Below are 21,999 nucleotides of genomic sequence, written 5' to 3' on the forward strand. Positions count from 1 at the left end.
ATTAGGCTTGATTTGTTTCTTCGGGCTGATGTATTGTTCTGGTTCTGAAAAACGCTCCAAAAAACACCGACAAAACTACGTAAAATATAAGAATTGCTGCAAAATATCCTGAAAAATGACTTGCGGTAAGCATATCTTTTCCTTTAACAGCTTCCGGAGTGAAGCTTTGTAGCCTTTCTTTGTACTTCTGATCCAGCTCATCAATATCTTTCTGATGCTTCAGAATTTTTCTTGCAGAGGTATATTCTGTATCCAGTTCTGATTTTTGTCTCTGAACATATTGGTAGTTCAGCAGCTTTTTAGCCGCCGGATCTACAAAGTTTAAAAAGGCATAAATACTGAAAATGGAAAGAATTCCTCCGACAAACATCGGAACGAATGCTCTTTTGAAAGCGTCTTTGAATTTCACTACTCTATGGTTGTTCCAATAGGATTTTACAGACCAGAAAGCAGCTCCTGCATAGAGAAGAGGCAAAACAAAAGCATTGGCTTTCAAAGAGATATCAAAATAATTGATTCCTGAGAAAAAAGTGTAAACTACAAAGAAAACGATCATTGTAGCGATAAAAAGTATAATTCCTAGTGTTGATGGACTTTTCGTCATATTTAAATTTTTAGAAAAAAGTTGAAAAATTTTCCCTCTAAATGTCAGGCGTTTAGCTTTACCACTGCATTTTTTCAACTAATTTTCTTTAATAAAGTTTTGAAGTTTATAAAATATTCCTACCTTTGCAACGGCAAGTCCTAAACAACCAGCTCCTGAGAATCCTCCAGGGTGGGAACGCAGCAAAGGTAATCGGTCGTAGCGGTGTGATTTAGGTAGCTTGCCATTTTTTTTTGGTTTAAAGTGAGAAGAGAGGTAATTTGATAATTATCTTTTTTTGTTTTTAATACCTTACGCATCATTTTCATTTTTTCTAATTTTCTGATTACCAACTCCCGTTATTGATTAAAATTCGAACGTCTCTCCTAATTTTGGTAAAACAAGTTCTACATTTTTATCTGCAAAATGTTTTAATGCACTTTCATGATTGATCTCAATGGCAGGGAATGTATCAAAGTGGCATCCGATTACTTTTGGAGTTTTCAATAGTTCTGCAGCGGCAAAAGAAGCTTTTCTAGGGCACATTGTGTAGTGGCTTCCGATCGGAAGTATTGAAAGATCAATATTTCCGTATAATCTCGGGAACAGTTCCATATCAGCCATTACTCCTGTATCTCCGGCCAAATAGATGTTCTTACCTTCAGGAAGTCTGAAGATATACCCTACAGGAACGCCTCCATAGCTTCCATCCGGGAAAGAACTTGTATGATGAGCCGGAACCATGGAAATTTTAAGATCATCGATTTTTGCTGATCCTCCGAGGTTCACATCGTCTTTGTTTTTTGCCTGCTGGAAATAACCGCATACTTCAGGAACTCCAATGACGGTAGCTTCAGGGTAATGCTGTAAAACTTCCGCTACATCAGCAATATGATCGCCATGTGCATGAGTCAGCAGGATGTAATCGATTTTTTGAGCAGTAATATCAAACCCTGATTCTGCTTTTTTGTAGTTGTAAAAAGGGTCGCTCAAAATTGTTTTATCCTTGTAAGTGAACAGGAAACAATTTTGCCCTAAGAATTGTATTTTCATTTTAAATTTAGTTTCAATTGTTATTAAACACAAATGACTCAAATAATTTCACAAACAACACCATGAGATTAGTGATATTCGTGAAAGCATTCGTGCCATTCATGTTTTCTTTAATTTATTATTTCGATGGGAATTTGTCTTCAATAAGTTTAAGATTAATCCCATGTTCCAAATATGCTTTACAGCCATCTAAAACCGTCGTAAAACCTCCTGTATTGTCATTAATTACTTTTAACAGATCTTCGCCAGTCTGGCTGAATCCGTAGCTTTTAATGATAACAAGAGTTCCTTTTTCCATGGTTTTGAATTCATAGTCTACATTTGTTGAAGGATCTCCCCACTCTGTTCTGATCAGTTGGTTCGGAATGATCTGATGTACATTTACTACGTTTTTCACGCCATACATTTCCCATTCCCAGGTAATAGTTTTACCTTCTTCTAATTTTCCGGTAGATTTTGTGAACCAGAAATTCGTTGTTATTTCAGGATTGATAAATGCTTCAAAAACATCTTCAACCGGTTTTCTGATAAGCATTTGAGCTTCAACATAGACATTAGAACTCATAATATAGTATTTTAGATTTAGTTAAATAAATTAAGTCCGGCTGCCGTAAGAATGGCCATTACAAACGTCATGATTCCTACCTGCTTTAAATATTGGTCTAATTCTTTTGGTTCTTTTACGGATAAAATCTTTCTTCTCAGTTTTGATAGTGGAAACAGCAGGATCATTACGATGAAAACGTAATAGTTTTGCTGCTGCATAAATCCGTTTATTCCCAAAAACGCAAGAATCAGTAATAAAGGAAGCTGTAACAGGACCATTTCATAAATCATTGCATTTCTGAATCCTATTCTCAATGCAAAGCTGTTTTTTCCTGATAGTTTATCGCTTTCAATATCTCTCATATTGTTCAGGTTAAGAACTGCCATACTCATCATTCCAACAGCTGTTCCAGGTAATAACATATCCCAGCTGAAAGTTTTTGTAAATAAGAAATAGCTTCCACACACAGAAACCAGTCCGAAGAAGATGAACACGAAGATATCTCCCAATCCCATGTATCCATATGGCTTTTTACCAACTGTATACCCAATCGCTGCCAGAATACTTGCTACTCCCAATCCTATGAAAATATAAAATTCATTCATATAATTGGGAATGAAAGCAACATACAATAAAGCAATAGTAGCTATGAAAGACAATGCTGCGAAAAGAATCACTGCATTTTTCATCTGTTTTGCCGTAATTTTTCCTGATGCTACGGCTCTTGCTTCAGCCTCATTGATTCTCTTGGCATCGGTACCTTTTACTCCATCACCGTAGTCATTGGCATAATTTGATAAAATCTGGTATAAAAGCGTTACCAAAAGAGCAAGTGCCAGAATCTTCCAGTCCCAGATTCCACCTTCTCCGTAAAGTCTCCATTTTGCAATGAAGGCTCCCATAATAATTCCGCTTAAGGAAAGCGGTAAAGTTCTTAGCCTTGCGGCTTTTATCCAATCAGTCATATAATTATAATTGATAAGCGATAATTGATAAATGATACATGAATTATCATTTATCAATTATCAGTTATATTTTTAGGATATCCATTGATCTTCTCCGAAGTTTGGCTTTCTTTTTTCAAGGAAAGCATTTCTTCCTTCCTGCGCCTCTTCTGTCATATAAGCAAGACGGGTTGCTTCTCCTGCAAAAACCTGCTGCCCTACCATCCCATCGTCTGTAAGATTCATAGCGAATTTCAGCATTCTGATGGAAGTGGGAGATTTTGCTAATATTTCCTGAGCCCATTCATAAGCTGTATCTTCTAACTCAGCATGAGGAACTACTTTGTTTACCATTCCCATTTCGAAAGCTTCCTGCGCGGAATAGTTTCTTCCTAAAAAGAAAATTTCACGGGCTTTTTTCTGGCCTACCATTTTAGCAAGATAAGCAGAACCATAACCACCGTCAAAGCTTGTAACATCAGCATCAGTCTGCTTGAAAATAGCGTGCTCTTCGCTTGCTAATGTTAAATCACATACAACATGAAGTGAGTGTCCTCCACCAACTGCCCATCCGGGAACTACTGCGATAACTACTTTCGGCATGAAACGGATTAAACGCTGAACTTCAAGGATGTTCAAACGGTGTCTTCCGTCTTCTCCTACATATCCCTGATGTCCTCTGGCTTTTTGATCTCCTCCACTACAAAAGGCCCATCCGCCGTCTTTAGGGCTTGGTCCTTCTCCTGACAGCAAAACAACACCTATTGAAGGGTCTTCATAGGCATCATAAAAAGCATCGTATAATTCTGAAGTTGTTTTAGGCCTGAAAGCGTTACGTACCTCTGGTCTGTTGAAAGCAATTCTAGCTACTCCGTTAGATTTTTTATAGGTAATATCTTCGTATTCCTTGGCGGTTTTCCACTCGATCATCTTATAAAAATTTTTCTCAAAGATACGGAATTACAGAGAAATTCTCTGTGTGAAATTTACCCATCATTTCAATAAAGAAGAGAAATTTTTTATACAAAATTTTTGCTTACAGATATTAGGTAAGAATGTGTTTTGAGAATGAGTAATACCCTCTTTTTCTTAAAAACAAAAGCCGGAACAGCAATGTTCCGGCTTTTTATAATTGAGTTATCAAATGACTACTTTGTCGCTGCAGCACTAAGCTCAGCTTCTTTAGCTTTCATTTCTTTAACTTTTTCAATGTTTTTAGTTACTACATAAATTTCTTTTAATGCAGAAACAGCATCAATGCTCTTAGGATTTGCTTTATACCATCCTTCAGCGTATGGTAATGCTTTTCCAAATCTTTCTCTTCTTGCATCGATCAATTTGGAAGCTTCATCCGGTTTGTCTTTTCTCAGTGCATTGATCTCTCCTACTACTTTAGCATCATCACCAATAGTTGTATATACTAAGTTCTGGTATGCATCAGAGAAGTCAGGTTTAAGTTCAATTGCTTTTTTAAATGCTTCTAAAGCATCATTAACAGTCGCAGGATTTTTAGCCTGCATTACCCCAAGGTTGTACCAGTTTGTTGCATCGTTAGGGTTCTTCGCTAGTTGTTCTTTCAATCCGGAAACGAATTTATCTGTATTTCCTGACTGAAGATATGCTGTAGTCTGAGCTTCTTTAAGCTTAGCACTGTTAGGGAATTTAACTAATCCTTTTTCAATAACAGCAAGAGCCTCAGGCGCTTTTTTTGCATTAAGAAGTAATGAAGCCAGAGTTTCATACAAATCTGGTTCTATACTTTTTGTCTGCTCTGTTTTAAAGTCAGAATAGTCAGAATTCTTCTTCATAAGCTCCCAGGTCGCTTTATCAAGATTCACTACCTGTCCCGTTTTCTTTTCTTTTGCAGTATAAGTTGTTTCTACTCCTGTAAATCCAGAATTAACAAGGTCTGTATATATTTTGATAGACTGGTCACTGTTATTCGCTAACGCGTGGCTAAGTCCTGCATAATACATATATATTTTGTTGTCTTGTCCATTAGCCTTCAATAGGTCATAAACTTCTATAAACTTAGGTGCTGCAGCTGCATAGTTTTTTGCATTATATGCATCCATTGCAACTTTATTAGCTTCCTGAAGCTGGGCATTCAAAGCATTGGCATCTTTTTTCTGCCCAAAAGCAAAGGCAGACGCTACGATAGCCATTCCTAAAATTAGTTTCTTCATAATAACTATTTTATATTTATATTGTACAATTTATTCTTCAGAATCAGAATTCTCATTTTCCTCTGCTGGAGTTTCATTTTCAGCCTGAGTGATTGTATTGTCTTCCTGGTTATCAGCTACAATGTCTGTTCCTTCTTCAGTTTCTTCAGAATCTTCTTCTACATCTTTGTCCATTGCTACTTTTGCGATGGCTGCAATTTCGTCATTTTTCTTAAGATTGATCAGTTTCACTCCCTGAGTATTTCTACCCATTACTCTCATTTCATCCATACCCATTCTGATCGCAACACCGGATTTATTGATAATCATCAATCCATCTTCGTCTGTTACGTTTTGAATAGCAATCAGATTTCCTGTTTTTTCAGTAATATTCAGGGTGATCACTCCTTTTCCTCCTCTGTTGGTAATTCTGTAGTCTTCTACTGCAGTTCTCTTTCCATATCCTTTTTCAGATACTACAAGTACTGTTTCATTTTCTACATCGTTCACAACAATCATACCAATAGCCTCATCATTGTCTTCCATCGCAATACCTCTTACCCCGATAGATCCTCTACCTACCTCTCTTACCTTTTCTTCAGGGAAACGGATACATTTACCATTTTTGGTAGCAATCATGATCTGAGATGTTCCGTTGGTAAGATAAGCTCCTAATAACTGGTCATTATCTCTGATTTCAATAGCATTTACCCCGTTTACCCTTGGTCTTGAATAAGCTTCTAATGATGTTTTCTTGATTGTACCGTTTTTGGTAACCATCACAACGCTCATTTGATTTACATATTCTGAATCCTTCAGGTTGTTGGTTCTGATATAAGCTTTGATCTTATCATCCGGTTCAATGTTGATAAGGTTTTGTACTGCTCTTCCTTTTGCTGTTCTGGAGCCTTCCGGAATTTCAAATACTCTTAACCAGTAACATCTTCCTTTTTCTGTAAAGAATAACATGTACTGGTGGTTGGTAGCAGAAACAATATATTCAAGGAAATCGGAATCCCTTGTTGTTGCCGCTTTGTTTCCTACACCTCCTCTGCTTTGAATTTTATATTCTGAAAGTGAAGTTCTCTTAACATATCCTGCGTGAGAAATGGTAAGAACTACAGCTTCATTCGGGATAATATCTTCAATAGACATTTCTCCTCCTGAGTAATCAATTTCAGTTCTTCTTTCGTCTCCGTATTTTTCTTTGATTTCGATCAATTCATCTTTAATGATCTGGAATCTTCTTGGCTCATTGGCTAAGATATCTTCCAGATTTTCAATTTCTTTCATGATCGCATCGTATTCATCACGGATCTTATCAAGCTCCATTCCTGTTAAACGAGCCAATCTAAGATCAAGAATCGCCTGAGCCTGAATGTCTGAAAGTTCAAATGCTTCGATCAAGCCTTCTTTTGCAGCCTGAGGGTTTGCACTGTGACGGATAATAGAAATCGCTCTGTCTAAAGCATCCTGAGTTCCGATCACTTTCATGAACCCTTCAAGGATGTGTGCTCTTTCTTTTGCTTTCTTAAGCTCAAACTGAGTTCTTCTTACGATGACCTCGTGTCTGTGCTCTACAAAATGATGAATGATATCTTTAAGGTTCAGCTGCTCCGGTCTTCCGTGTACCAATGCAATATTGTTTACACTAAAAGAAGTCTGAAGTGCTGTATATTTATATAATAGGTTAAGAACAACATTCGGAATAGCATCGTTTTTCAATTCGTAAACAATACGAAGCCCTTTTCTGTCCGATTCGTCTCTGATCTCGTGGATACCAGGGATTTTCTCATCTTTAACAAGCTCTGCTGTTCTGGCGATCATTTCCGCTTTGTTAACCTGATAAGGAATTTCACTAACGATAATAGCGTTTCTGTTTCCGATTTCATCAAAGCTAACCTTAGCTCTTAAAACAACTCTACCTCTTCCTGTATGGAATGCATCCCTTACTCCGTCATAACCGTAGATGATCCCTCCTGTAGGGAAATCCGGAGCAATGATGTGCTGCATCAGTTCATCAATCGTAATTTCTTTATTATCGATATAAGCACAGATAGCATCTACAGACTCAGATAAGTTGTGTGGCGCCATATTAGTGGCCATCCCTACTGCAATACCAGAAGTTCCGTTTACCAAAAGGTTCGGGATTTTAGTTGGCATTACTGTCGGTTCCTGTAAACTGTCGTCGAAGTTATTCTGGAAGTCAACTGTTTCTTTGTCTAAGTCCGAAAGCACCTCATCAGAGATTTTTTTCAATCTTGCCTCAGTATAACGCATTGCTGCAGGCGGGTCACCATCCATCGAACCGAAGTTACCCTGCCCGTCTACCTGAGGATAACGTAAGCTCCAGTCCTGGGCCATTCTTACCATAGCATCGTAAACAGAGGAATCTCCGTGCGGGTGATATTTACCCAAAACATCCCCAACAATTCTCGCAGATTTTAAATATTTTCTATTAGAAAACACCCCTAATCCATACATACCATAAAGTACTCTTCTATGAACAGGTTTCAAGCCGTCTCTTACATCCGGTAACGCTCTTGAAACGATAACGGACATCGAATAATCGATATAAGACGACTTCATTTCATCAACAATGTTGATAGGAATCAGTCTTTCTCCTTCTTTTTGCATAAACAAATTTTATTGTAATGATATTCAAACTCTTAGCTGTAAGTCTGAAAATTATTTATTTCCAATTTTTATTAACGGGCTAATTTACGAAAAAAATGCCGATTTTTGCTGTAGAATTTATCCAAAAAAATCTTAAAAATTCATAAAAATATGGGAGTATTAAGTATAACTTTCCACTGTACGAAAGACAACCTGGAAGAATGGGAAAATTATATTGATGAAACACTGGTTTTAATGACTGAAAACCTGATGGATGTAGACAAATATATTCTTTCTGAAGTGCATAGTGATTATATTGAAGATGGTAAAAATTACAATCTCTTATTAATCTTTGAAAATGATGAATTGCGGGAAGATTTTATTAAAAGCGAGCTTTTGAACATCTCTGAAAGAATTGAGAAAAAGTTTGGGCAGGAAGTAATGATCTTTAATACCTACCTGAATCCGAAAAAAACGAGATTATAATGTATAATAAAAAAGCACTGAAAAAAATCAGTGCTTTTATTTTTTATCTGTGATGTCCATGACCACGGCCTCTGTGATGATGACCGCGCTCTTCATAAATATACACTTTCTGAACATGGCCAGGTGCATAATATCTTGCACTTCCTCCATAATACCTTTTGGCATGACCCGGCGGCATTCTTCTTCCATAAGGCTCACTCACCACACACGATGACAGCATTAGCAGAACGATGCCTACCCCAGCAATTTTAAACAAACTTTTCATTATTTTCACTTTTTCAATCTCGATAGCGAAATATATCAATGTTAATGCCAAAAGAAATTGAAATAAAGCTAATATATGTTAAAACTGTTTCTAGTTTTTCATTTCACATCGCTGGTTAATGGCCTCTCCTTTTTTTCACCTGCCCAGGAGCATAATCTTTTGCGCTTCCTCCATATATTTTCTTAGCTTGTCCGGGAGGAAGCGTTTTAGCCCGGTGTCCGTTATCATGAACAACGCAGGATGACAACATAAATGTCACAATAAGTACTCCGGTAATTTTAAACATATTTTTCATTATTCCTATTTTTCAGTTAATATTACAATGGTAATGCCAAAAAATAAAATTCAAAGTTCAAGGTTTAGAGTTATGGAGCTATCATAAATTGGTTGCCAATTCATAACCCATCATTTATACTTTATAATTCTTTAAATGATTTCGCTTCTTTTTTCCATCAATACAAGATCTTTCCACGCTCCATTAAGCTTTCCGATTTTTTTACGAACACCAACTACTCTGAACCCGTTTTTCTGATGAGACTTGATGGCCATTTCATTTTCGGAGAAGATGTTGGTCTGTAATGTCCAGAATCCGTGGTCCTCGCTGTCCAGAATTATCTTTTTAAGCAATATGGAACCCAATCCCCTTCCCTGGTATTCGTTATCAAAATAAATGCTTACTTCTGCAACTCCTTTAAAACTTTCTCTTTTGCTGATTGGTTTCAGGGCGCACCATCCTATTACTTCATTATTTTCATTTTCCAGCACCCAGCGGCAGTCATTGAAATATTCCATACTCCAGGCTTCAGCGGTAGGAACTTCTGTTTCCAGAGTGGCAATTCCACCATCTACTCCCTGACGGAAGATCTCCAGCACACGGGTTTCATCACTGGGAAGCATTTCTCTTAATTCGTAATTCATCTTATTTAATGGTATTTTCTTTTTATTTTCCTTTTAATTCTTGAATAGTGGGTCTGTTTGCTTTTCTCATCCTGAGAAACCACACTGATATTCCCATCCACTTCCAGAACGGAAAGTTTTACATTGTCTATGTTTTCAATTCCATGTTCTCTTATTGCTTCTTCCAATTCACTTTCTGTAATTTTCACACGGTTCAGCGCAGCCTGATCTGCAACACCATCTCTAATAAGAATTACCGGCTCATCTTCCATAAAGGTCTGAAAGGAACGGCTGGAAAACATGATCCTTTTTAAAATAAAGTTAGCGACAAACAAAACCAATGCCGCAATAATTCCTCCCTGAAGAGAGGTATCAGGACCAACCATCGCATTCTGGACAGCATTTGAAATCAGCAGCAACAATACTACATCTCCTGCATTGAGCTGAGAAAGCTGATTTTTACCAAATAAACGAATAGCAATTACCATGAAAAGGTAAACGCAGAGGGAACGGACAGCAACATTAAGAATAGGATCCACAATTTTTTTATCTACTCAAATGTATTGATTTTTTGTTATTGTATGAATGCTACGGAATAAATATGCTGTTAATTACCGGATCGTGATTGATTGTTTACAGAAAGAGATTATTGGTATAAGATTTGACAGCCTTCATAACATTATAATTCAAAGATGAAAAAACAATTATTTTTATATCTGGCCATTTTCCTGATTTTTACTGCCTGTAAAAAAAATGACATTCAGCCTGCAGATAAAGCGATCAATGAAAAAGTGAATGCGCTTTATACTCAATATGGTAAATCTAATGAAGCTGTCTATAATCAGGCAATCTCCGGGGACTTATTTTCTAAGGATTTAAAGAAGGTTTTGGAAGATGCCATACAAGCTTCAAAAGCAGATATTGAGAAAGTAAAAAACAGTAATCATCCTGATGAGAAACCCCTGATCTTTGAGGGTGCAATGTTTTCAAGTTTATACGAAGGCTATACCAGTTATACAATTAAATCTGTTACAGTACATGATAAGACAGCAGAAGCGCTGGTAGAGTTTGAATACAATATGGCTACCCCCAAAGTGACGTGGACCGATACCATACACCTCATCAATACTGAGAAAGGATGGAGAATAGACGATATTACTTTTGACAAAATTGGAAATTCCAAAGATCTTAAAACGAGATTAACACAGTTTGTTCAAAGTACACAGCAATAGAAAAGCCGCTTATAAAGCGGCTTTATTTTTTTACGGACATTGAACGATTGGAACATCACTGCAAATTACTTTATTTGCCCATTCGCAAAACGTACAGTATTTTTTAGGCTCTCCTCCGTACACTGACTTCAAATCTGACTTCGTCAGCTTCTTTAAATTTTTCATATAGTTTTAATTTTATGGTAGAGCAAAATTAAAATCTATCTGATTATTCTTTATTACAACTTACTCTGATAAGTTTTCATTATTCACACTTTTATGAATAATATGTAATGAATATTATCTGCTGTGGATCTCTACGGTTACAGGCATTACGTAAGTGTAGGCAACCATATTATCAGTCAGTTTATTGCGGTCTACTCTATAATCAAGATCGCTTAATACTGTTTCAATTTCTTTGCTTACGGTTTTACAGTCTCCTGTAGAATGAACATTTACAATTTTACCATTTTTTGCAATATCAAATTTCACCACTGAATTTACGGTTCCCTGCTTGTAATCAGGATTGGTAAGGTCAAAATTGGCTTCCAGTTTATTTCTTATATCTGTAAAAGTCTCACTCTTATTCAGCTGAATAGGCTCAATGGTATTATGATTGGTAGTTTGGGCTTTGGCAGTGTTCAAAATGGCAGCAAATCCGCAAACGAAAAGTGAAGCAAACAATATTTGAATTCGATTTTTCATAACTAATTGGTTTTAAATATTATACTAACCTTTTTTTGTATCTCTTATCCAAAGTTATTAAAAATAATTCATATTAATTTTACATTGAGTTAACATTTAGTTAACATTAAAATATAATTAATTGATTACCAGATGAATAAATTTAAAAAAATAATTGAAAATTTAATATTGGAAGATAAATTATAGCGCAAATCAGTATATTTTTTGGTTAGAATATTGATTTCAGAAGGTTAGATACAAAAAAAAAGAACCTGCTTTCACAAATTCTTTTTTAAATTATTTATATTTTTTGGACCCTTTATAATCCTTTAATTATTCTTTGGGTTTCAAGCTCGTCAATTATAAATTGGGCATCACTTTCTGAAATAAATTTGTTTTCATAAAGCCAGTGAATCCTAGCAATCTGTGTCTGGATAGGAATCAGATTATCAACTCTATAATACTCCTTCAGATAGTAATCTTTTCTACACTTCTTAATTTCGGCAATAAAAGCGTCCACGTCTTCCATTTCTTTTTTTGAGTAGGAGAAGTTAATTGGTTTTGCAGCGGCAAGACCTTTAGAACTCATTGCTTTGAATTCACTATTACACAATCCGGTTACAATAAGAGACGGAAATAAAGCAATCACAAAAACAATCATACCTGAGGATGCAGAGAGCTGTACACAATCCGGTTACAATAAGAGACGGAAATAAAGCAATCACAAAAACAATCATACCTGAGGATGCAGAGAGCTGATAAGTTTGATTGATCACAATTGTAAGCAATATGGAATTGAATACAACCGATATGGCAATTGCCAAAAGCACCCAATCTTTTGTCTTTCTAAAGACAGTCTCATCATCATAAATATCTGCAAAATGAACTTTATATTCATGCAACTCTTTGGTAAAACTATTCTTTACAAAGACACCATCTTCTTTGATCTCAAAATAGCTTGAATTTCTTCCGTTCTTTTGCGCCAGTGTTTTCATATAAAATTTTACTCGAGTTCCCTCTTCAAAAACTTCCCTGTCAGGCTTTTCTTGGACTTCACAATTTCTTCTGGAGTACCCTGTGCTACGATCTGTCCGCCATGCTTTCCTCCTTCTGGTCCAACGTCGATGATATGATCTGCTAATTTGATTACATCCATATTATGTTCGATGATAATGAACGAGTTTCCAAGTTCCACCAATTGATTGATGGCTTCCATCAGAATTTTTACATCTTCAAAGTGTAATCCCGTGGTGGGTTCATCAAGGATATAAAGGGTGTTTCCGGTTTGTCTTTTTGCCAATTCGGTTGCTAACTTGATACGCTGTGCTTCACCTCCTGAAAGGGTTGTTGACTGTTGCCCCAGGGTAATATATCCTAATCCTACATCCTGCAGCGTTTTTACTTTGGCAAAAATCTTAGGAATCGGCTGGAAGAAATCTACCGCTTCATCAATGGTCATATCCAGAACATCAGAGATTGATTTTCCTTTGTAACGAACTTCAAGGGTTTCCCTGTTGAAACGTTTTCCGTTACAAGTTTCGCAATGAACGTATACATCCGGAAGAAAATTCATTTCAATCACTTTCAATCCACCACCCTGGCAGGTTTCACATCTTCCGCCCTTTACGTTGAAAGAGAATCTTCCAGGCTTATAACCACGGATCTTACTTTCCGGAAGTTCAGCAAAAAGATTTCTGATATCGGTAAACATTCCTGTGTAGGTAGCAGGATTAGATCGCGGCGTTCTTCCGATTGGCGTCTGGTCTACGTCTACAATTTTATCAATATTCTCTAACCCTTCAATTTTTTTGTAAGGCAAAGGTTCCTGAACTGCTCTGTAGAAATGTTTGTTAAGGATCGGGTATAATGTCCCATTAATCAAAGAGGATTTTCCGCTTCCTGAAATTCCGGTTACTACTACCAGTTTTCCAAGGGGAACATCAAGGGTTACATTTTTAAGGTTGTTTCCTGTAGCTCCTTTTAAAACAATATTTTTACCGCTTCCTGCTCTTCTTTCTTCAGGAATTGCAATTTTTCTTTTTCCATTGATGTATTGAGCCGTGATCGTATCTGCTTTCAACAAATCTTTTGGTTTTCCCTGCCAAAGGATTTCTCCACCGAATTTTCCGGCTCTCGGGCCAATATCCAATACCTCATCGGCTTCAAGAATCATGTCTTTATCATGTTCTACCACCAATACAGAGTTTCCGATGTCTCTAAGATTTTTCAGGGAATGAATCAGTCTTTCGTTATCTCTCTGGTGAAGGCCAATACTCGGTTCATCAAGAATATACAGGACATTCACCAACTGGGATCCGATCTGTGTTGCCAGACGGATTCTCTGTGATTCTCCTCCTGAAAGGGTTTTTGAACTTCTGCTCAAACTTAAATAATCCAATCCTACATCCAGCAAAAACTGAAGTCTGGTTTCAATTTCTTTTAAGATCTCATGAGCAATGATTTTATTTTTTTCTGAAAATTTATCTCTTACATCAGCTAACCAGTCTTTTAAGTCTGATAAGCTTAAACCATTAATCTCAGCAATATTTTTACCGTCAATTTTAAAACTTAAGCTTGAAGGCTGAAGACGTGTTCCATTACATTCCGGGCAGGTTTCTTCTGTGGTGAAGTGTCTTTCCAGCAAAATAGCTTCGTAAGATTCTCTTTCCTCAATGATTTCTTCCATGAAAGCAATCAAACCGTCAAAACCAATCTTAATTTTCTTGGTAATTCCTGCGTATTTCAGGTCTTTATTGAATTCTTTATGACATCCGTTGTAGATATAATCCAATGCTTCTTCAGGAATATCCTGCAAAGGCGTTGTTAATCCCAGTCCGAAAATCTCAAGAATATTTTTGATCTGCGAAAGAATCCATTTATTGGACTTGATATCTTCCAATGGTAATAATCCTCCCTGATTAATTGATAATTTAGGATTGTCTATGAAATAATCGGTATTGATCTTTTTAATGGTTCCCAATCCTTTACAGTTCGGGCAGCTTCCTTTCGGAGAGTTGAATGAAAAAGTATTCGGTTCCGGCAGAGCAAGGGAGTGTCCTGTTTCCGCATCCATCAGGTTTTTGGAAAAGTATTCGATGTCTTTACTTCCCAACTTCTGAATTCCGATAATTCCTTCTCCCATTTCCATCGCAGTGCGCAATGATTTTTCCATTCTGCCTTCCGAAGCATTCTCCCCGATAATCCAACGATCGATAACGATATCAATATCGTGGGTTTTATAACGATCAAGCTTTAAATCATATTCAATATCCTGCAATTCGCCATCAATTCTTGCCTGTCCGTAGCCTTTTTTAGCCATCTGTACAAAGAGTTCATGATAATGTCCTTTTCTGGAACGCACTACGGGTGCCAAAAGCATGATTTTCTCTTTTTTATAATTTTCTTTGATGGTCTCCAGAATCTGATCTTCCGTATAGCTCACCAATTTCTGTCCGGTAGATAAAGAGTATGCATCCGAAACTCTTGCATATAAAAGACGAAGAAAATCGTAAAGCTCAGTCACAGTTCCTACGGTAGAACGAGGATTTTTGTTGGTTGTTTTCTGCTCGATCGCAATAACGGGTGAAAGTCCTTCAATTTTATCTACATCAGGACGCTCCAATCCGCCTAAAAACTGACGTGCATAGGCAGAGAATGTTTCGATATAACGACGCTGGCCTTCTGCAAAAATGGTATCAAAAGCCAATGAGGATTTTCCACTTCCGGAAAGGCCGGTAATAACGACCAATTCGTTGCGTGGAATTTTAACATTAATATTTTTAAGGTTGTGTTCACGTGCTCCGTAAACTTCTATATATTCTGTTGATTTGCTCATAATTCGGAGTGACTTTGCCTGAAAATCACAACGTGCAAAAATACGAAATTTTATAGACTTTTTTTGAATATAAAATGTATAAAAATTTCATAAATTCATAGAGGTTTGTATAGTAATGTTGTGAGGTGATAATATAAATTTTGGCTAAAGCCTATGAATATATTCTTTTTGTTAAACGGGCTAAAGCCCATTCCTATTGAATGCTTTGGTTCACGTATATTTTTCAATTCAACAAAATAAAAAAATGCCGTAATTGATACGGCATTTATATTTTAAACTAATTTTAATTTTCTTTTAAGATTTACATGTCCTGGAAATCGACATCTTCATTGTTTATTCTTACCACATATTCAATCCCATCAATAGCTTTGGCAATGATCTGATTTCTGATAATATTAGCCATGTTTTCCCAATAAGCTCTTCCATAGAAAGAATAGTTCTGCGGAATAATTTCTACCTCAACGGTTCTTACAAAACCTTCTTTAGGTTTGTTGCTGATCATGGTTCCCCTTCTTACCCTCACTTCTCTTACCTCATCTTTCAGAATCATACGGCAAAAGTTTTTAACATCTTCTAAAGAAATGATCTTATCTCTTGTCGTAAGTGCATATTTATAAGCCTGAATACTGTCTGTTCCTTTCTGCTCTTCAGCACCACCCAATGTTTCGGTAAGCAATACAACTGTCTGCGACTTCAACTGATTGGATAGTTCAGTTCCCGGACGCATATGATTGGCCAAAGTACAATGGGTAACCCAGAAAGAAGCGTAGGTATGATCGGTTTTTTCTACAGGTTCCATGATGACATAATTCAGTTCCTGTCTGATATTCCTTTTGGCATTGTTTACTTTCTGCACCATGGTTTTCATCTTATCGGACATTTCGCTGAGAACTCCTTTTACGTTATCTCTGTTCAAAAGGGAAAATGCTGCAATTTCGTCTCTTGTCAATTCAAGAACATTGGCAATCATGTCAACGGCATTTCTGCTTGTGAAACGCTCCATTCCTCCTTTTCTTACAGTATATAAGCCTTTCTTAAGATCATCGGCTGGTGTGAAAGGGATTTCGGTATACTTTCTCCCGTCACCGTCCTGTACCTCATCTACATACAGGAAATGTTCTCCTTCATCTGTTACCAAAGGAATATTATTTCCCATGATATCAAGGCTGTATTCTGTTTTTTTCCAGCCTCTGTTGTAGATTGGGAATGCATTTAATACAAACGAGAAGTTATCAAGGATTTCCGCTGAAAACTGTGGTGGGAATTCAAAAGTAAGCCATAAGAAAGTTTTATTATCCAGGAACTTTGTAATTTCTTCTTTTCCTGCCAGGAAATCAAGATTCTGAGGAAGCTGTCCGGGTTCTGAAAACAGGCTTTGAGAAATTCCAGTTACTTCAATAAATTTATGGCGGTAAATGCTTTTAATATCATTAATCACCTTATTTCTGATGGACTGCTCTTTGAACATCTGTTCGTAACCGTCCGTATGACTTTCTGTAAGATAGCTTAATCCTTCTCTTACAAATAAAGGATTTCCATTGCTGGACACCGAAATGTACGGCAATAGTTTATAAACGAAATCAAGGTGTTCAAAAGCCGGATTGGAGCAGAATATGCTCAGGTATTTAGGAAAGTTTTCACTTATATATTTGCTTACATCTACTCCTATTGTAATTTTTCTGTAATCTTCAGGTCTTCCCTGAAATCTTGCAATAGGAATTTTATTAAACCGGTCATCTATGCTGTAGCAGGTATTTCCTACAAACATAACGGAGGTATGAACTTTATTGATTCTTACATTTCCTACCGGTGTAAAAGGAATATTCAGCTGCTTATCGGATTCTGACTTTACTGTGGAAGTCATCTGTTTACGGAAGAAAAACTCTGTGTGTTCCAATAAAACCTCTGAAGAATCATAAGGCTGTGTAAAAGCCACGGAATGTGCGGGAATAGGATGTGTGTAAATGGATGGTGTAAGAAGTTTTGCCAGTTTCTCTAATATACGGGCATTTACCGTCTGTATTTCATTATTCGCTTTAAAAACTTCTGTACTGAACGCATCTATCAACAGTTTTACAAAAGGATCTAAAGACTGTGGACTTCTGAGTCCCCATACTTTAGTTGCATTTTGAAGCATCCTTGCTTTTACAGATTCTTTGGAATAAATATTCTGATCTAAATTCATAATTTTCTTTCGCTGTTAAAAATATTAATCAATAGACATCGGGCTTAGAAACAATTCTGTTGAAAAACTGAAACGTTCTCCTGTTTCTTCCATTTTTGCATTGATGGCAATTCTTACTTTCTTTTTAATTTCGGTGTGTTCTTTAGTATCGTAGCTGTGCTCTACAAATTGTATATGGGCATCGATCTGCGGGCTTACAATTCTTGGCTCATATTCCTGGATTTGTCTTCTCAGGCTTTTAACAAAAACGTTTTCCCAGATGGCACTTGTTACTCCATTATCGAATTCAAGGTTCCAAACATCGTTTCCATAGTTTTCATCATATCTGTTCTCCCCTTTTTTGGTGGTGATCAGCAGCATAATATTGTGAGCAATACTTTCCCCCATATCGCAGGTATCGATACTTCCGCCTTCGGTCATTAAAGTAGACGGTACAAAAGGCATTCTGTAATTTGGTGTATCCATAACTTATAGTTTTTACTTCATGGTCCGCTTATTTAAAAACGGAATACCAAAATACGCATTTTCACCAAATAATTGTTACAATACCTTAAAATATTATTCAAAAAGAAGGGCCTTCAAACTAAATTGAAAGCCCTGAATCTTTTATATCTTTTATTTTATTTAAGCATCTGCCTTTTTTCGGTTGATAAAATAATATACCGGAAGTCCCAGCAATACCAATACAAAGCCCGGCCATGTATACTGCTGTTTGTAAATTAACAGTAAAATACAGAAACACGTTCCTATGAGAAGGTAAATAACAGGGGTTACCGGATAAAGCCATGTCTTATAAGGTCTTTCCAGTTCCGGCTGTTTCATTCTTAAATAAATCACTCCAAAAACCGTAATCATATAGAACAGAACAATCACGAAAGAAATCATATCCAATAAATTCCCGTACTGTCCGCTCAGGCACAAAATAGAAGCCCAAACTCCCTGCATCCATAAAGCATTTTCAGGAACTTCATTTTTATTGTTTTTAACTGCCGATTTAAAGAACATTCCGTCTTTTGCCATGGTCTGGAAAACCCTCGCTCCAGCCAGAATTAATCCGTTATTACATCCAAATGTAGAGATCATAACCAATAAAGCGATGATAATAGTTCCTGCACTTCCAAAAATATTCTGAGATGCAGCAACCGCTACCCTGTCATTGGCTGCAAATGCAATCCCGTCTCTGTCCAGAGCATTTAAGTATACATAGTTTACTGCTATATAAAGAATCATTACAGCAGAAGTACCGTAAATCATCGATTTTACTACATTTTTTTTAGGATTTTCAATTTCACCGGAAACAAAGGTTACACTTTCCCAGGCAACAGAACTGAAAACAGAACCTACCATGGCAGCAGCAATTCCACCTAACAAAGTCATTCCTCCAATCGGTTCCCAGCCTTCTTTAAGGAAATTACCACTCAAATCTTTTTTAAGATTATTAAAAGAATCTGTTCCCCAGCTAAAGTTTTCTGATAAATGAGAAATATCTACCAATATAAATCCGGCTGCTATTAAGCCTAATAATGCAATGATTTTAGAACCCGTGAAGATATTCTGAAGGATTTTACCACTCTCTACCCCTCTGGTATTAATATAAGTAAGCAAAACAATAACGGCAATCGCCAGAATCTGTATCCAGGTGATCTTAAACTCACCACTTTGAAAAATTGGAGCAGCATCGTTGAGTGATGGAATAAGATAAGCCGTAAATTTACCAAAAGCCATCGCTACTGCAGCAATTGTTCCGGTTTGTATTACGGTAAACAATCCCCAGCCATAAAGGAATCCCATCCTTTTACCGAAAATTTCTTTCAGATAGGTATATTGTCCGCCGGCTTTCGGAAACAGTGCAGAAAGCTCTCCGTAGCTTATTGCTGCTGCTACGGTCATTATCCCTGTAATAACCCACACCACAATCAGCCAAAACCCTGATCCCAGGTTTCGCGTCATATCAGCACTTACAATAAAGATCCCGCTTCCGATCATAGAACCCATCACCAGCATAATGGCGTCCCATAGTTTCAGTTTTTTTTGCATAGTCAAGTATAGGGGTCAAATATAATCAAATCTCTCTTTGATTTTGAATTTTATTAAAAAATCCTTGAAACAGCTGTTTTTTATCATTTTTAAATCGGTTATGATTCGATATTAATTAGTATTTTTGGGAAAAATATTAAACATGAAATTTAAATCAATACTATTAGGTGCAGGTTTAATGGCTTCTTCATTAGCATTTGCTCAATCTGGTCCACCCGAGGGAAAGGCTTTGGTAGGTGATACTTACGGAGATCAGGTAGCTTCATCTGCTGAATCTAAAGCGATCACCGTAGATAAATTGAATAAACAGCTTAAAAAAGACAATAAAAAAGTTGAAAATGTAGCTGTTAAAGGAAAAGTAACTGATGTTTGCGATAAAAAAGGATGCTGGCTTACGATTCAGACGGAGGACAATTCTAAGTTTTTTGTAAAAATGAAAGACTATGCTTTCTTTGTTCCTACAGCTTTAAAGGGTAAAAACGTGGTATTGGAAGGTAACGCAGAAAGAAAAGTAACTTCTGTGAATGAGCAGAAACATTATGCGGAAGATGCTAAGAAACCGCAAGCTGAAATTGATGCGATTACTCAGCCTAAAGAAGAAATCAGGTTTGTAGCTAATGGAATTAAAGTAGTTAACTAAACTTTATAGTCTGAAATTAAGTTTTGGCTGAAGCCAGATGAATTTTTATTTAATGTAAATGGGCTAAAGCCCATCCCTATTGAATATGAATTTTAATATCCCAATTTTGGAACTTAGTTATAAAAATAAAATCTCCGGCAGCCCTGAAGGGCTGCCGGAGATTTTTTATGAGATTATTTAAAATTCTTTTAATCTTCAATTTTAAAATCCACTACAGAATCCAGTTTCGGATATTTAGTAGCAGAAATAAATTTCTTTCCGGTACAGTCTATTTCCAGCCAGCCTTTTCTCTTCTTCACGTCCCCGGCCTCCATTACAAAAGGAATAAAAGAGATTTCATCTTTCCCTTCTTCTTTGATCTCTCTGTACTGAACTGCTATATCCAAAATACATTCATGGTCTGTATTCAGTCTTACATTTCTGTAAACGATATCATAATGCGTTTCTTGATTTTCAGGGATATCAAGGTAAGTTTCCCAGCCTGTAATATCAGAGTTCAGTTCACTGATAGCCTTCAGCGCATAATAAAGAGCGATGGTATAATATTTTCTAGTCCCTTTTCTGGTATAATCATCCACAAAGTGTCCGCCTTCAAATAAGATCGTAGGCATTCCGGCTTTGATGAAATTATCTCCTGTGGAAGTAGGATAAAATTCGTCAGAATATCTTCCGATCTGGTTCGGGATCATTTCCTTCAAGTGGTTATACACACTTGCAATCACTGCCATGCATTTTCTCCTGTTTTCAGTAACAGTACGTTCTATATTTTCGGAAGGTGCCAGGAAGGAAAGCGTAGCGGGATGAATACCGTCGGTGGTAAAAATAGTTCTCTGCTCATGAAGGTTTAATGCATAATCATACTTTTTTGAAGCGGCAGCATGTTTTAGAAACTTAATCTCTTTACTGGCCTCGTTATGAAAATCTCTGTTTAGATCAATATCGGCTGCATTCAGTCTCGTCCATCTCTCAGATCCATCCGGATTCAGCATGAATATAAAATCAAGCTGTATTTTACTGAACAACTCCTCTTTCATTTCAGGTGCTTTATCAAGGCTCACTAAAAGGTCCAGCATCGCATGGGTAGCGTTGGATTCATTTCCGTGCATTTGTGACCAGGCTAGTACCTGAATCTTTCCGGTCCCTATAGTTAACCGATAAATAGGCTTATCCAAATACGATGTTCCGATCTCCTGAATATAATCGCTGAGATTCGCCTGTAGGTAAGAAAATAATTTTTCAGGGGAAATATAGCGATTTGAGAAATCGGGTGTCTGAGAATAGATCTGTTCAAAATTCATCTTGAGAAATAATTTACAAGAATCAAATTTAGCCATTTTTAGGTAAAAACTTTAATTAACATTTGTAAAAATAGTGAAAATACAGGAATTTACATTTGACATGTGTTTTTGGAATAATTTACAAGTATTAAATATCGTTGTTTTTATCTGATAGAACACAGTTAACATCTGTAATATTGCTAAACAGCCTGTAGTGACATATTGTCTGTTGATAAAATTGTGGATTGCGAATAATTTAATTCGTATAATTTAATTAACATTAAATCAATAAGTTATAAAGTTTATCTAAATTACATTTAGAATATTACTTGAAGTATAAAAAGGGCTGTTTTAGCTGCTTTGAGGGTTATTTTATCAAACATAACAATTGTGGAAAACTTTGTTATTGACCTTATTATACAAATGTAAACGAGCTGAAAAATAGAAATCTTGTCTGGAATTCTACCAAATTTATATTTCTGGAGATCAATTTAGCAAACAATAAAAATAGTTGTTTAGCATAAGCTCAATCTTTCTTTAATAAGGAGCTATATCGATTAAAATGAAGGCATTT

The 21,999-nt window shown here is 36.4% G+C and carries 23 protein-coding genes and 1 other RNA gene; 4 read left to right on the plus strand and 20 right to left on the minus strand.

Annotated features, from left to right (window positions below; genetic code table 11):
- Position 1: 1 nt before the first annotated feature.
- Positions 2-604: a DUF4199 domain-containing protein gene (locus FN817_RS11005; RefSeq protein ID WP_047425487.1), complete on the minus strand. Its 603-nt coding sequence runs from the start codon at positions 602-604 to the stop codon at positions 2-4.
- A gap of 131 nt (positions 605-735) precedes the next feature.
- Here FN817_RS11005 and ffs point away from each other — a divergent pair.
- Positions 736-833, plus strand: an RNA gene (ffs, locus tag FN817_RS11010) — signal recognition particle sRNA small type.
- A gap of 116 nt (positions 834-949) precedes the next feature.
- Here the strand turns inward: ffs and FN817_RS11015 are convergent.
- From FN817_RS11015 to gyrA, 6 genes are all read right to left on the minus strand, one after another.
- On the minus strand, positions 950-1,636 hold the full coding sequence (locus FN817_RS11015) for a metal-dependent hydrolase (protein ID WP_142717970.1): 687 nt from the start codon (positions 1,634-1,636) through the stop codon (positions 950-952).
- A 118-nt stretch (positions 1,637-1,754) separates the two neighbouring features.
- On the minus strand, positions 1,755-2,201 hold the full coding sequence (locus tag FN817_RS11020) for an SRPBCC family protein (RefSeq protein WP_142717971.1): 447 nt from the start codon (positions 2,199-2,201) through the stop codon (positions 1,755-1,757).
- A 17-nt stretch (positions 2,202-2,218) separates the two neighbouring features.
- Positions 2,219-3,148, minus strand: coding sequence for a 1,4-dihydroxy-2-naphthoate octaprenyltransferase (menA, locus tag FN817_RS11025; protein ID WP_142717972.1), 930 nt, complete (start codon positions 3,146-3,148; stop codon positions 2,219-2,221).
- A gap of 72 nt (positions 3,149-3,220) precedes the next feature.
- On the minus strand, positions 3,221-4,057 hold the full coding sequence (locus FN817_RS11030) for a 1,4-dihydroxy-2-naphthoyl-CoA synthase (protein WP_034697698.1): 837 nt from the start codon (positions 4,055-4,057) through the stop codon (positions 3,221-3,223).
- Between the two features lie 218 nt (positions 4,058-4,275).
- Positions 4,276-5,313 (minus strand): tetratricopeptide repeat protein, encoded by a 1,038-nt coding sequence (locus FN817_RS11035; protein WP_142717973.1) that lies wholly within the window; start codon positions 5,311-5,313, stop codon positions 4,276-4,278.
- Between the two features lie 30 nt (positions 5,314-5,343).
- The gene (gyrA, locus tag FN817_RS11040) at positions 5,344-7,929 is read right to left on the minus strand and encodes a DNA gyrase subunit A (RefSeq protein WP_142717974.1); all 2,586 of its coding nucleotides are present in this window, start codon (positions 7,927-7,929) and stop codon (positions 5,344-5,346) included.
- A 150-nt stretch (positions 7,930-8,079) separates the two neighbouring features.
- On the opposite strand from gyrA, the gene FN817_RS11045 reads away from it, so the two are divergent.
- Positions 8,080-8,394, plus strand: coding sequence for a DUF4286 family protein (locus FN817_RS11045; protein WP_047425560.1), 315 nt, complete (start codon positions 8,080-8,082; stop codon positions 8,392-8,394).
- Between the two features lie 43 nt (positions 8,395-8,437).
- Here FN817_RS11045 and FN817_RS11050 read toward each other — a convergent pair whose 3' ends face one another.
- The 4 genes from FN817_RS11050 to FN817_RS11065 form a co-directional block, all read right to left on the minus strand.
- Entirely contained in the window at positions 8,438-8,659 is a 222-nt protein-coding gene (locus tag FN817_RS11050; RefSeq protein WP_167498849.1) for a hypothetical protein, read from the minus strand.
- A gap of 115 nt (positions 8,660-8,774) precedes the next feature.
- Positions 8,775-8,954, minus strand: a complete 180-nt coding sequence (locus FN817_RS11055; protein WP_142717975.1) for a quinol oxidase subunit 4 — start codon at positions 8,952-8,954, stop codon at positions 8,775-8,777.
- A gap of 131 nt (positions 8,955-9,085) precedes the next feature.
- Positions 9,086-9,577: a GNAT family N-acetyltransferase gene (locus FN817_RS11060; protein ID WP_142717976.1), complete on the minus strand. Its 492-nt coding sequence runs from the start codon at positions 9,575-9,577 to the stop codon at positions 9,086-9,088.
- A gap of 5 nt (positions 9,578-9,582) precedes the next feature.
- A complete protein-coding gene (locus FN817_RS11065; RefSeq protein WP_114821366.1) occupies positions 9,583-10,095 on the minus strand; it encodes a DUF421 domain-containing protein in 513 nt (170 codons plus the stop codon).
- Positions 10,096-10,248: 153 nt separating this feature from the next.
- Here FN817_RS11065 and FN817_RS11070 point away from each other — a divergent pair, with 153 nt between their 5' ends.
- Positions 10,249-10,788, plus strand: coding sequence for a DUF3828 domain-containing protein (locus tag FN817_RS11070; RefSeq protein WP_142717977.1), 540 nt, complete (start codon positions 10,249-10,251; stop codon positions 10,786-10,788).
- 30 nt (positions 10,789-10,818) lie between these two features.
- On the opposite strand, the gene FN817_RS23630 is transcribed toward FN817_RS11070, so the two are convergent.
- From FN817_RS23630 to FN817_RS11110, 8 genes are all read right to left on the minus strand, one after another.
- Complete coding sequence (locus tag FN817_RS23630; RefSeq protein ID WP_077417018.1) at positions 10,819-10,953, minus strand: bacteriocin-like protein; 135 nt, start codon at positions 10,951-10,953, stop codon at positions 10,819-10,821.
- 114 nt (positions 10,954-11,067) lie between these two features.
- A complete protein-coding gene (locus tag FN817_RS11080; protein ID WP_142717978.1) occupies positions 11,068-11,472 on the minus strand; it encodes a hypothetical protein in 405 nt (134 codons plus the stop codon).
- 298 nt (positions 11,473-11,770) lie between these two features.
- Positions 11,771-12,040, minus strand: a complete 270-nt coding sequence (locus FN817_RS11085) for a hypothetical protein (RefSeq protein ID WP_142717979.1) — start codon at positions 12,038-12,040, stop codon at positions 11,771-11,773.
- A gap of 16 nt (positions 12,041-12,056) precedes the next feature.
- Positions 12,057-12,446, minus strand: coding sequence for a hypothetical protein (locus FN817_RS11090; protein WP_142717980.1), 390 nt, complete (start codon positions 12,444-12,446; stop codon positions 12,057-12,059).
- Positions 12,447-12,454: 8 nt separating this feature from the next.
- A complete protein-coding gene (gene uvrA / locus FN817_RS11095) occupies positions 12,455-15,286 on the minus strand; it encodes an excinuclease ABC subunit UvrA (RefSeq protein ID WP_142717981.1) in 2,832 nt (943 codons plus the stop codon).
- Positions 15,287-15,587: 301 nt separating this feature from the next.
- Positions 15,588-17,471, minus strand: coding sequence for a type VI secretion system baseplate subunit TssF (locus FN817_RS11100; protein ID WP_047425460.1), 1,884 nt, complete (start codon positions 17,469-17,471; stop codon positions 15,588-15,590).
- Between the two features lie 24 nt (positions 17,472-17,495).
- On the minus strand, positions 17,496-17,936 hold the full coding sequence (locus FN817_RS11105; RefSeq protein ID WP_047374475.1) for a GPW/gp25 family protein: 441 nt from the start codon (positions 17,934-17,936) through the stop codon (positions 17,496-17,498).
- 159 nt (positions 17,937-18,095) lie between these two features.
- Entirely contained in the window at positions 18,096-19,508 is a 1,413-nt protein-coding gene (locus FN817_RS11110; RefSeq protein WP_142717982.1) for an APC family permease, read from the minus strand.
- Positions 19,509-19,650: 142 nt separating this feature from the next.
- Here FN817_RS11110 and FN817_RS11115 point away from each other — a divergent pair, with 142 nt between their 5' ends.
- Positions 19,651-20,148: a DUF4920 domain-containing protein gene (locus tag FN817_RS11115; protein WP_142717983.1), complete on the plus strand. Its 498-nt coding sequence runs from the start codon at positions 19,651-19,653 to the stop codon at positions 20,146-20,148.
- A gap of 188 nt (positions 20,149-20,336) precedes the next feature.
- Here FN817_RS11115 and FN817_RS11120 read toward each other — a convergent pair whose 3' ends face one another.
- Entirely contained in the window at positions 20,337-21,446 is a 1,110-nt protein-coding gene (locus FN817_RS11120; protein ID WP_142717984.1) for a M14 family zinc carboxypeptidase, read from the minus strand.
- Positions 21,447-21,999: the final 553 nt, after the last annotated feature.

The organism is Chryseobacterium rhizoplanae, assembly GCF_900182655.1.
Taxonomy (GTDB): Bacteria; Bacteroidota; Bacteroidia; order Flavobacteriales; family Weeksellaceae; genus Chryseobacterium; species Chryseobacterium rhizoplanae.

Coding starts and splice junctions, on each gene's coding strand:
- FN817_RS11120 (WP_142717984.1), bottom strand. CDS start 21,446: ATGAATTTTGAACAGATCTATTCTCAGACACCCGATTTCTCAAATCGC.
- FN817_RS11015 (WP_142717970.1), bottom strand. CDS start 1,636: ATGAAAATACAATTCTTAGGGCAAAATTGTTTCCTGTTCACTTACAAG.
- FN817_RS11105 (WP_047374475.1), bottom strand. CDS start 17,936: ATGGATACACCAAATTACAGAATGCCTTTTGTACCGTCTACTTTAATG.
- FN817_RS11035 (WP_142717973.1), bottom strand. CDS start 5,313: ATGAAGAAACTAATTTTAGGAATGGCTATCGTAGCGTCTGCCTTTGCT.
- FN817_RS11020 (WP_142717971.1), bottom strand. CDS start 2,201: ATGAGTTCTAATGTCTATGTTGAAGCTCAAATGCTTATCAGAAAACCG.
- FN817_RS11085 (WP_142717979.1), bottom strand. CDS start 12,040: ATGAGTTCTAAAGGTCTTGCCGCTGCAAAACCAATTAACTTCTCCTAC.
- FN817_RS11060 (WP_142717976.1), bottom strand. CDS start 9,577: ATGAATTACGAATTAAGAGAAATGCTTCCCAGTGATGAAACCCGTGTG.
- menA (WP_142717972.1), bottom strand. CDS start 3,148: ATGACTGATTGGATAAAAGCCGCAAGGCTAAGAACTTTACCGCTTTCC.
- FN817_RS11100 (WP_047425460.1), bottom strand. CDS start 17,471: ATGAATTTAGATCAGAATATTTATTCCAAAGAATCTGTAAAAGCAAGG.
- FN817_RS11115 (WP_142717983.1), top strand. CDS start 19,651: ATGAAATTTAAATCAATACTATTAGGTGCAGGTTTAATGGCTTCTTCA.
- FN817_RS11080 (WP_142717978.1), bottom strand. CDS start 11,472: ATGAAAAATCGAATTCAAATATTGTTTGCTTCACTTTTCGTTTGCGGA.
- FN817_RS23630 (WP_077417018.1), bottom strand. CDS start 10,953: ATGAAAAATTTAAAGAAGCTGACGAAGTCAGATTTGAAGTCAGTGTAC.
- uvrA (WP_142717981.1), bottom strand. CDS start 15,286: ATGAGCAAATCAACAGAATATATAGAAGTTTACGGAGCACGTGAACAC.
- FN817_RS11005 (WP_047425487.1), bottom strand. CDS start 604: ATGACGAAAAGTCCATCAACACTAGGAATTATACTTTTTATCGCTACA.
- FN817_RS11055 (WP_142717975.1), bottom strand. CDS start 8,954: ATGAAAAATATGTTTAAAATTACCGGAGTACTTATTGTGACATTTATG.
- FN817_RS11045 (WP_047425560.1), top strand. CDS start 8,080: ATGGGAGTATTAAGTATAACTTTCCACTGTACGAAAGACAACCTGGAA.
- FN817_RS11050 (WP_167498849.1), bottom strand. CDS start 8,659: ATGAAAAGTTTGTTTAAAATTGCTGGGGTAGGCATCGTTCTGCTAATG.
- FN817_RS11110 (WP_142717982.1), bottom strand. CDS start 19,508: ATGCAAAAAAAACTGAAACTATGGGACGCCATTATGCTGGTGATGGGT.
- gyrA (WP_142717974.1), bottom strand. CDS start 7,929: ATGCAAAAAGAAGGAGAAAGACTGATTCCTATCAACATTGTTGATGAA.
- FN817_RS11090 (WP_142717980.1), bottom strand. CDS start 12,446: ATGAAAACACTGGCGCAAAAGAACGGAAGAAATTCAAGCTATTTTGAG.
- FN817_RS11070 (WP_142717977.1), top strand. CDS start 10,249: ATGAAAAAACAATTATTTTTATATCTGGCCATTTTCCTGATTTTTACT.
- FN817_RS11030 (WP_034697698.1), bottom strand. CDS start 4,057: ATGATCGAGTGGAAAACCGCCAAGGAATACGAAGATATTACCTATAAA.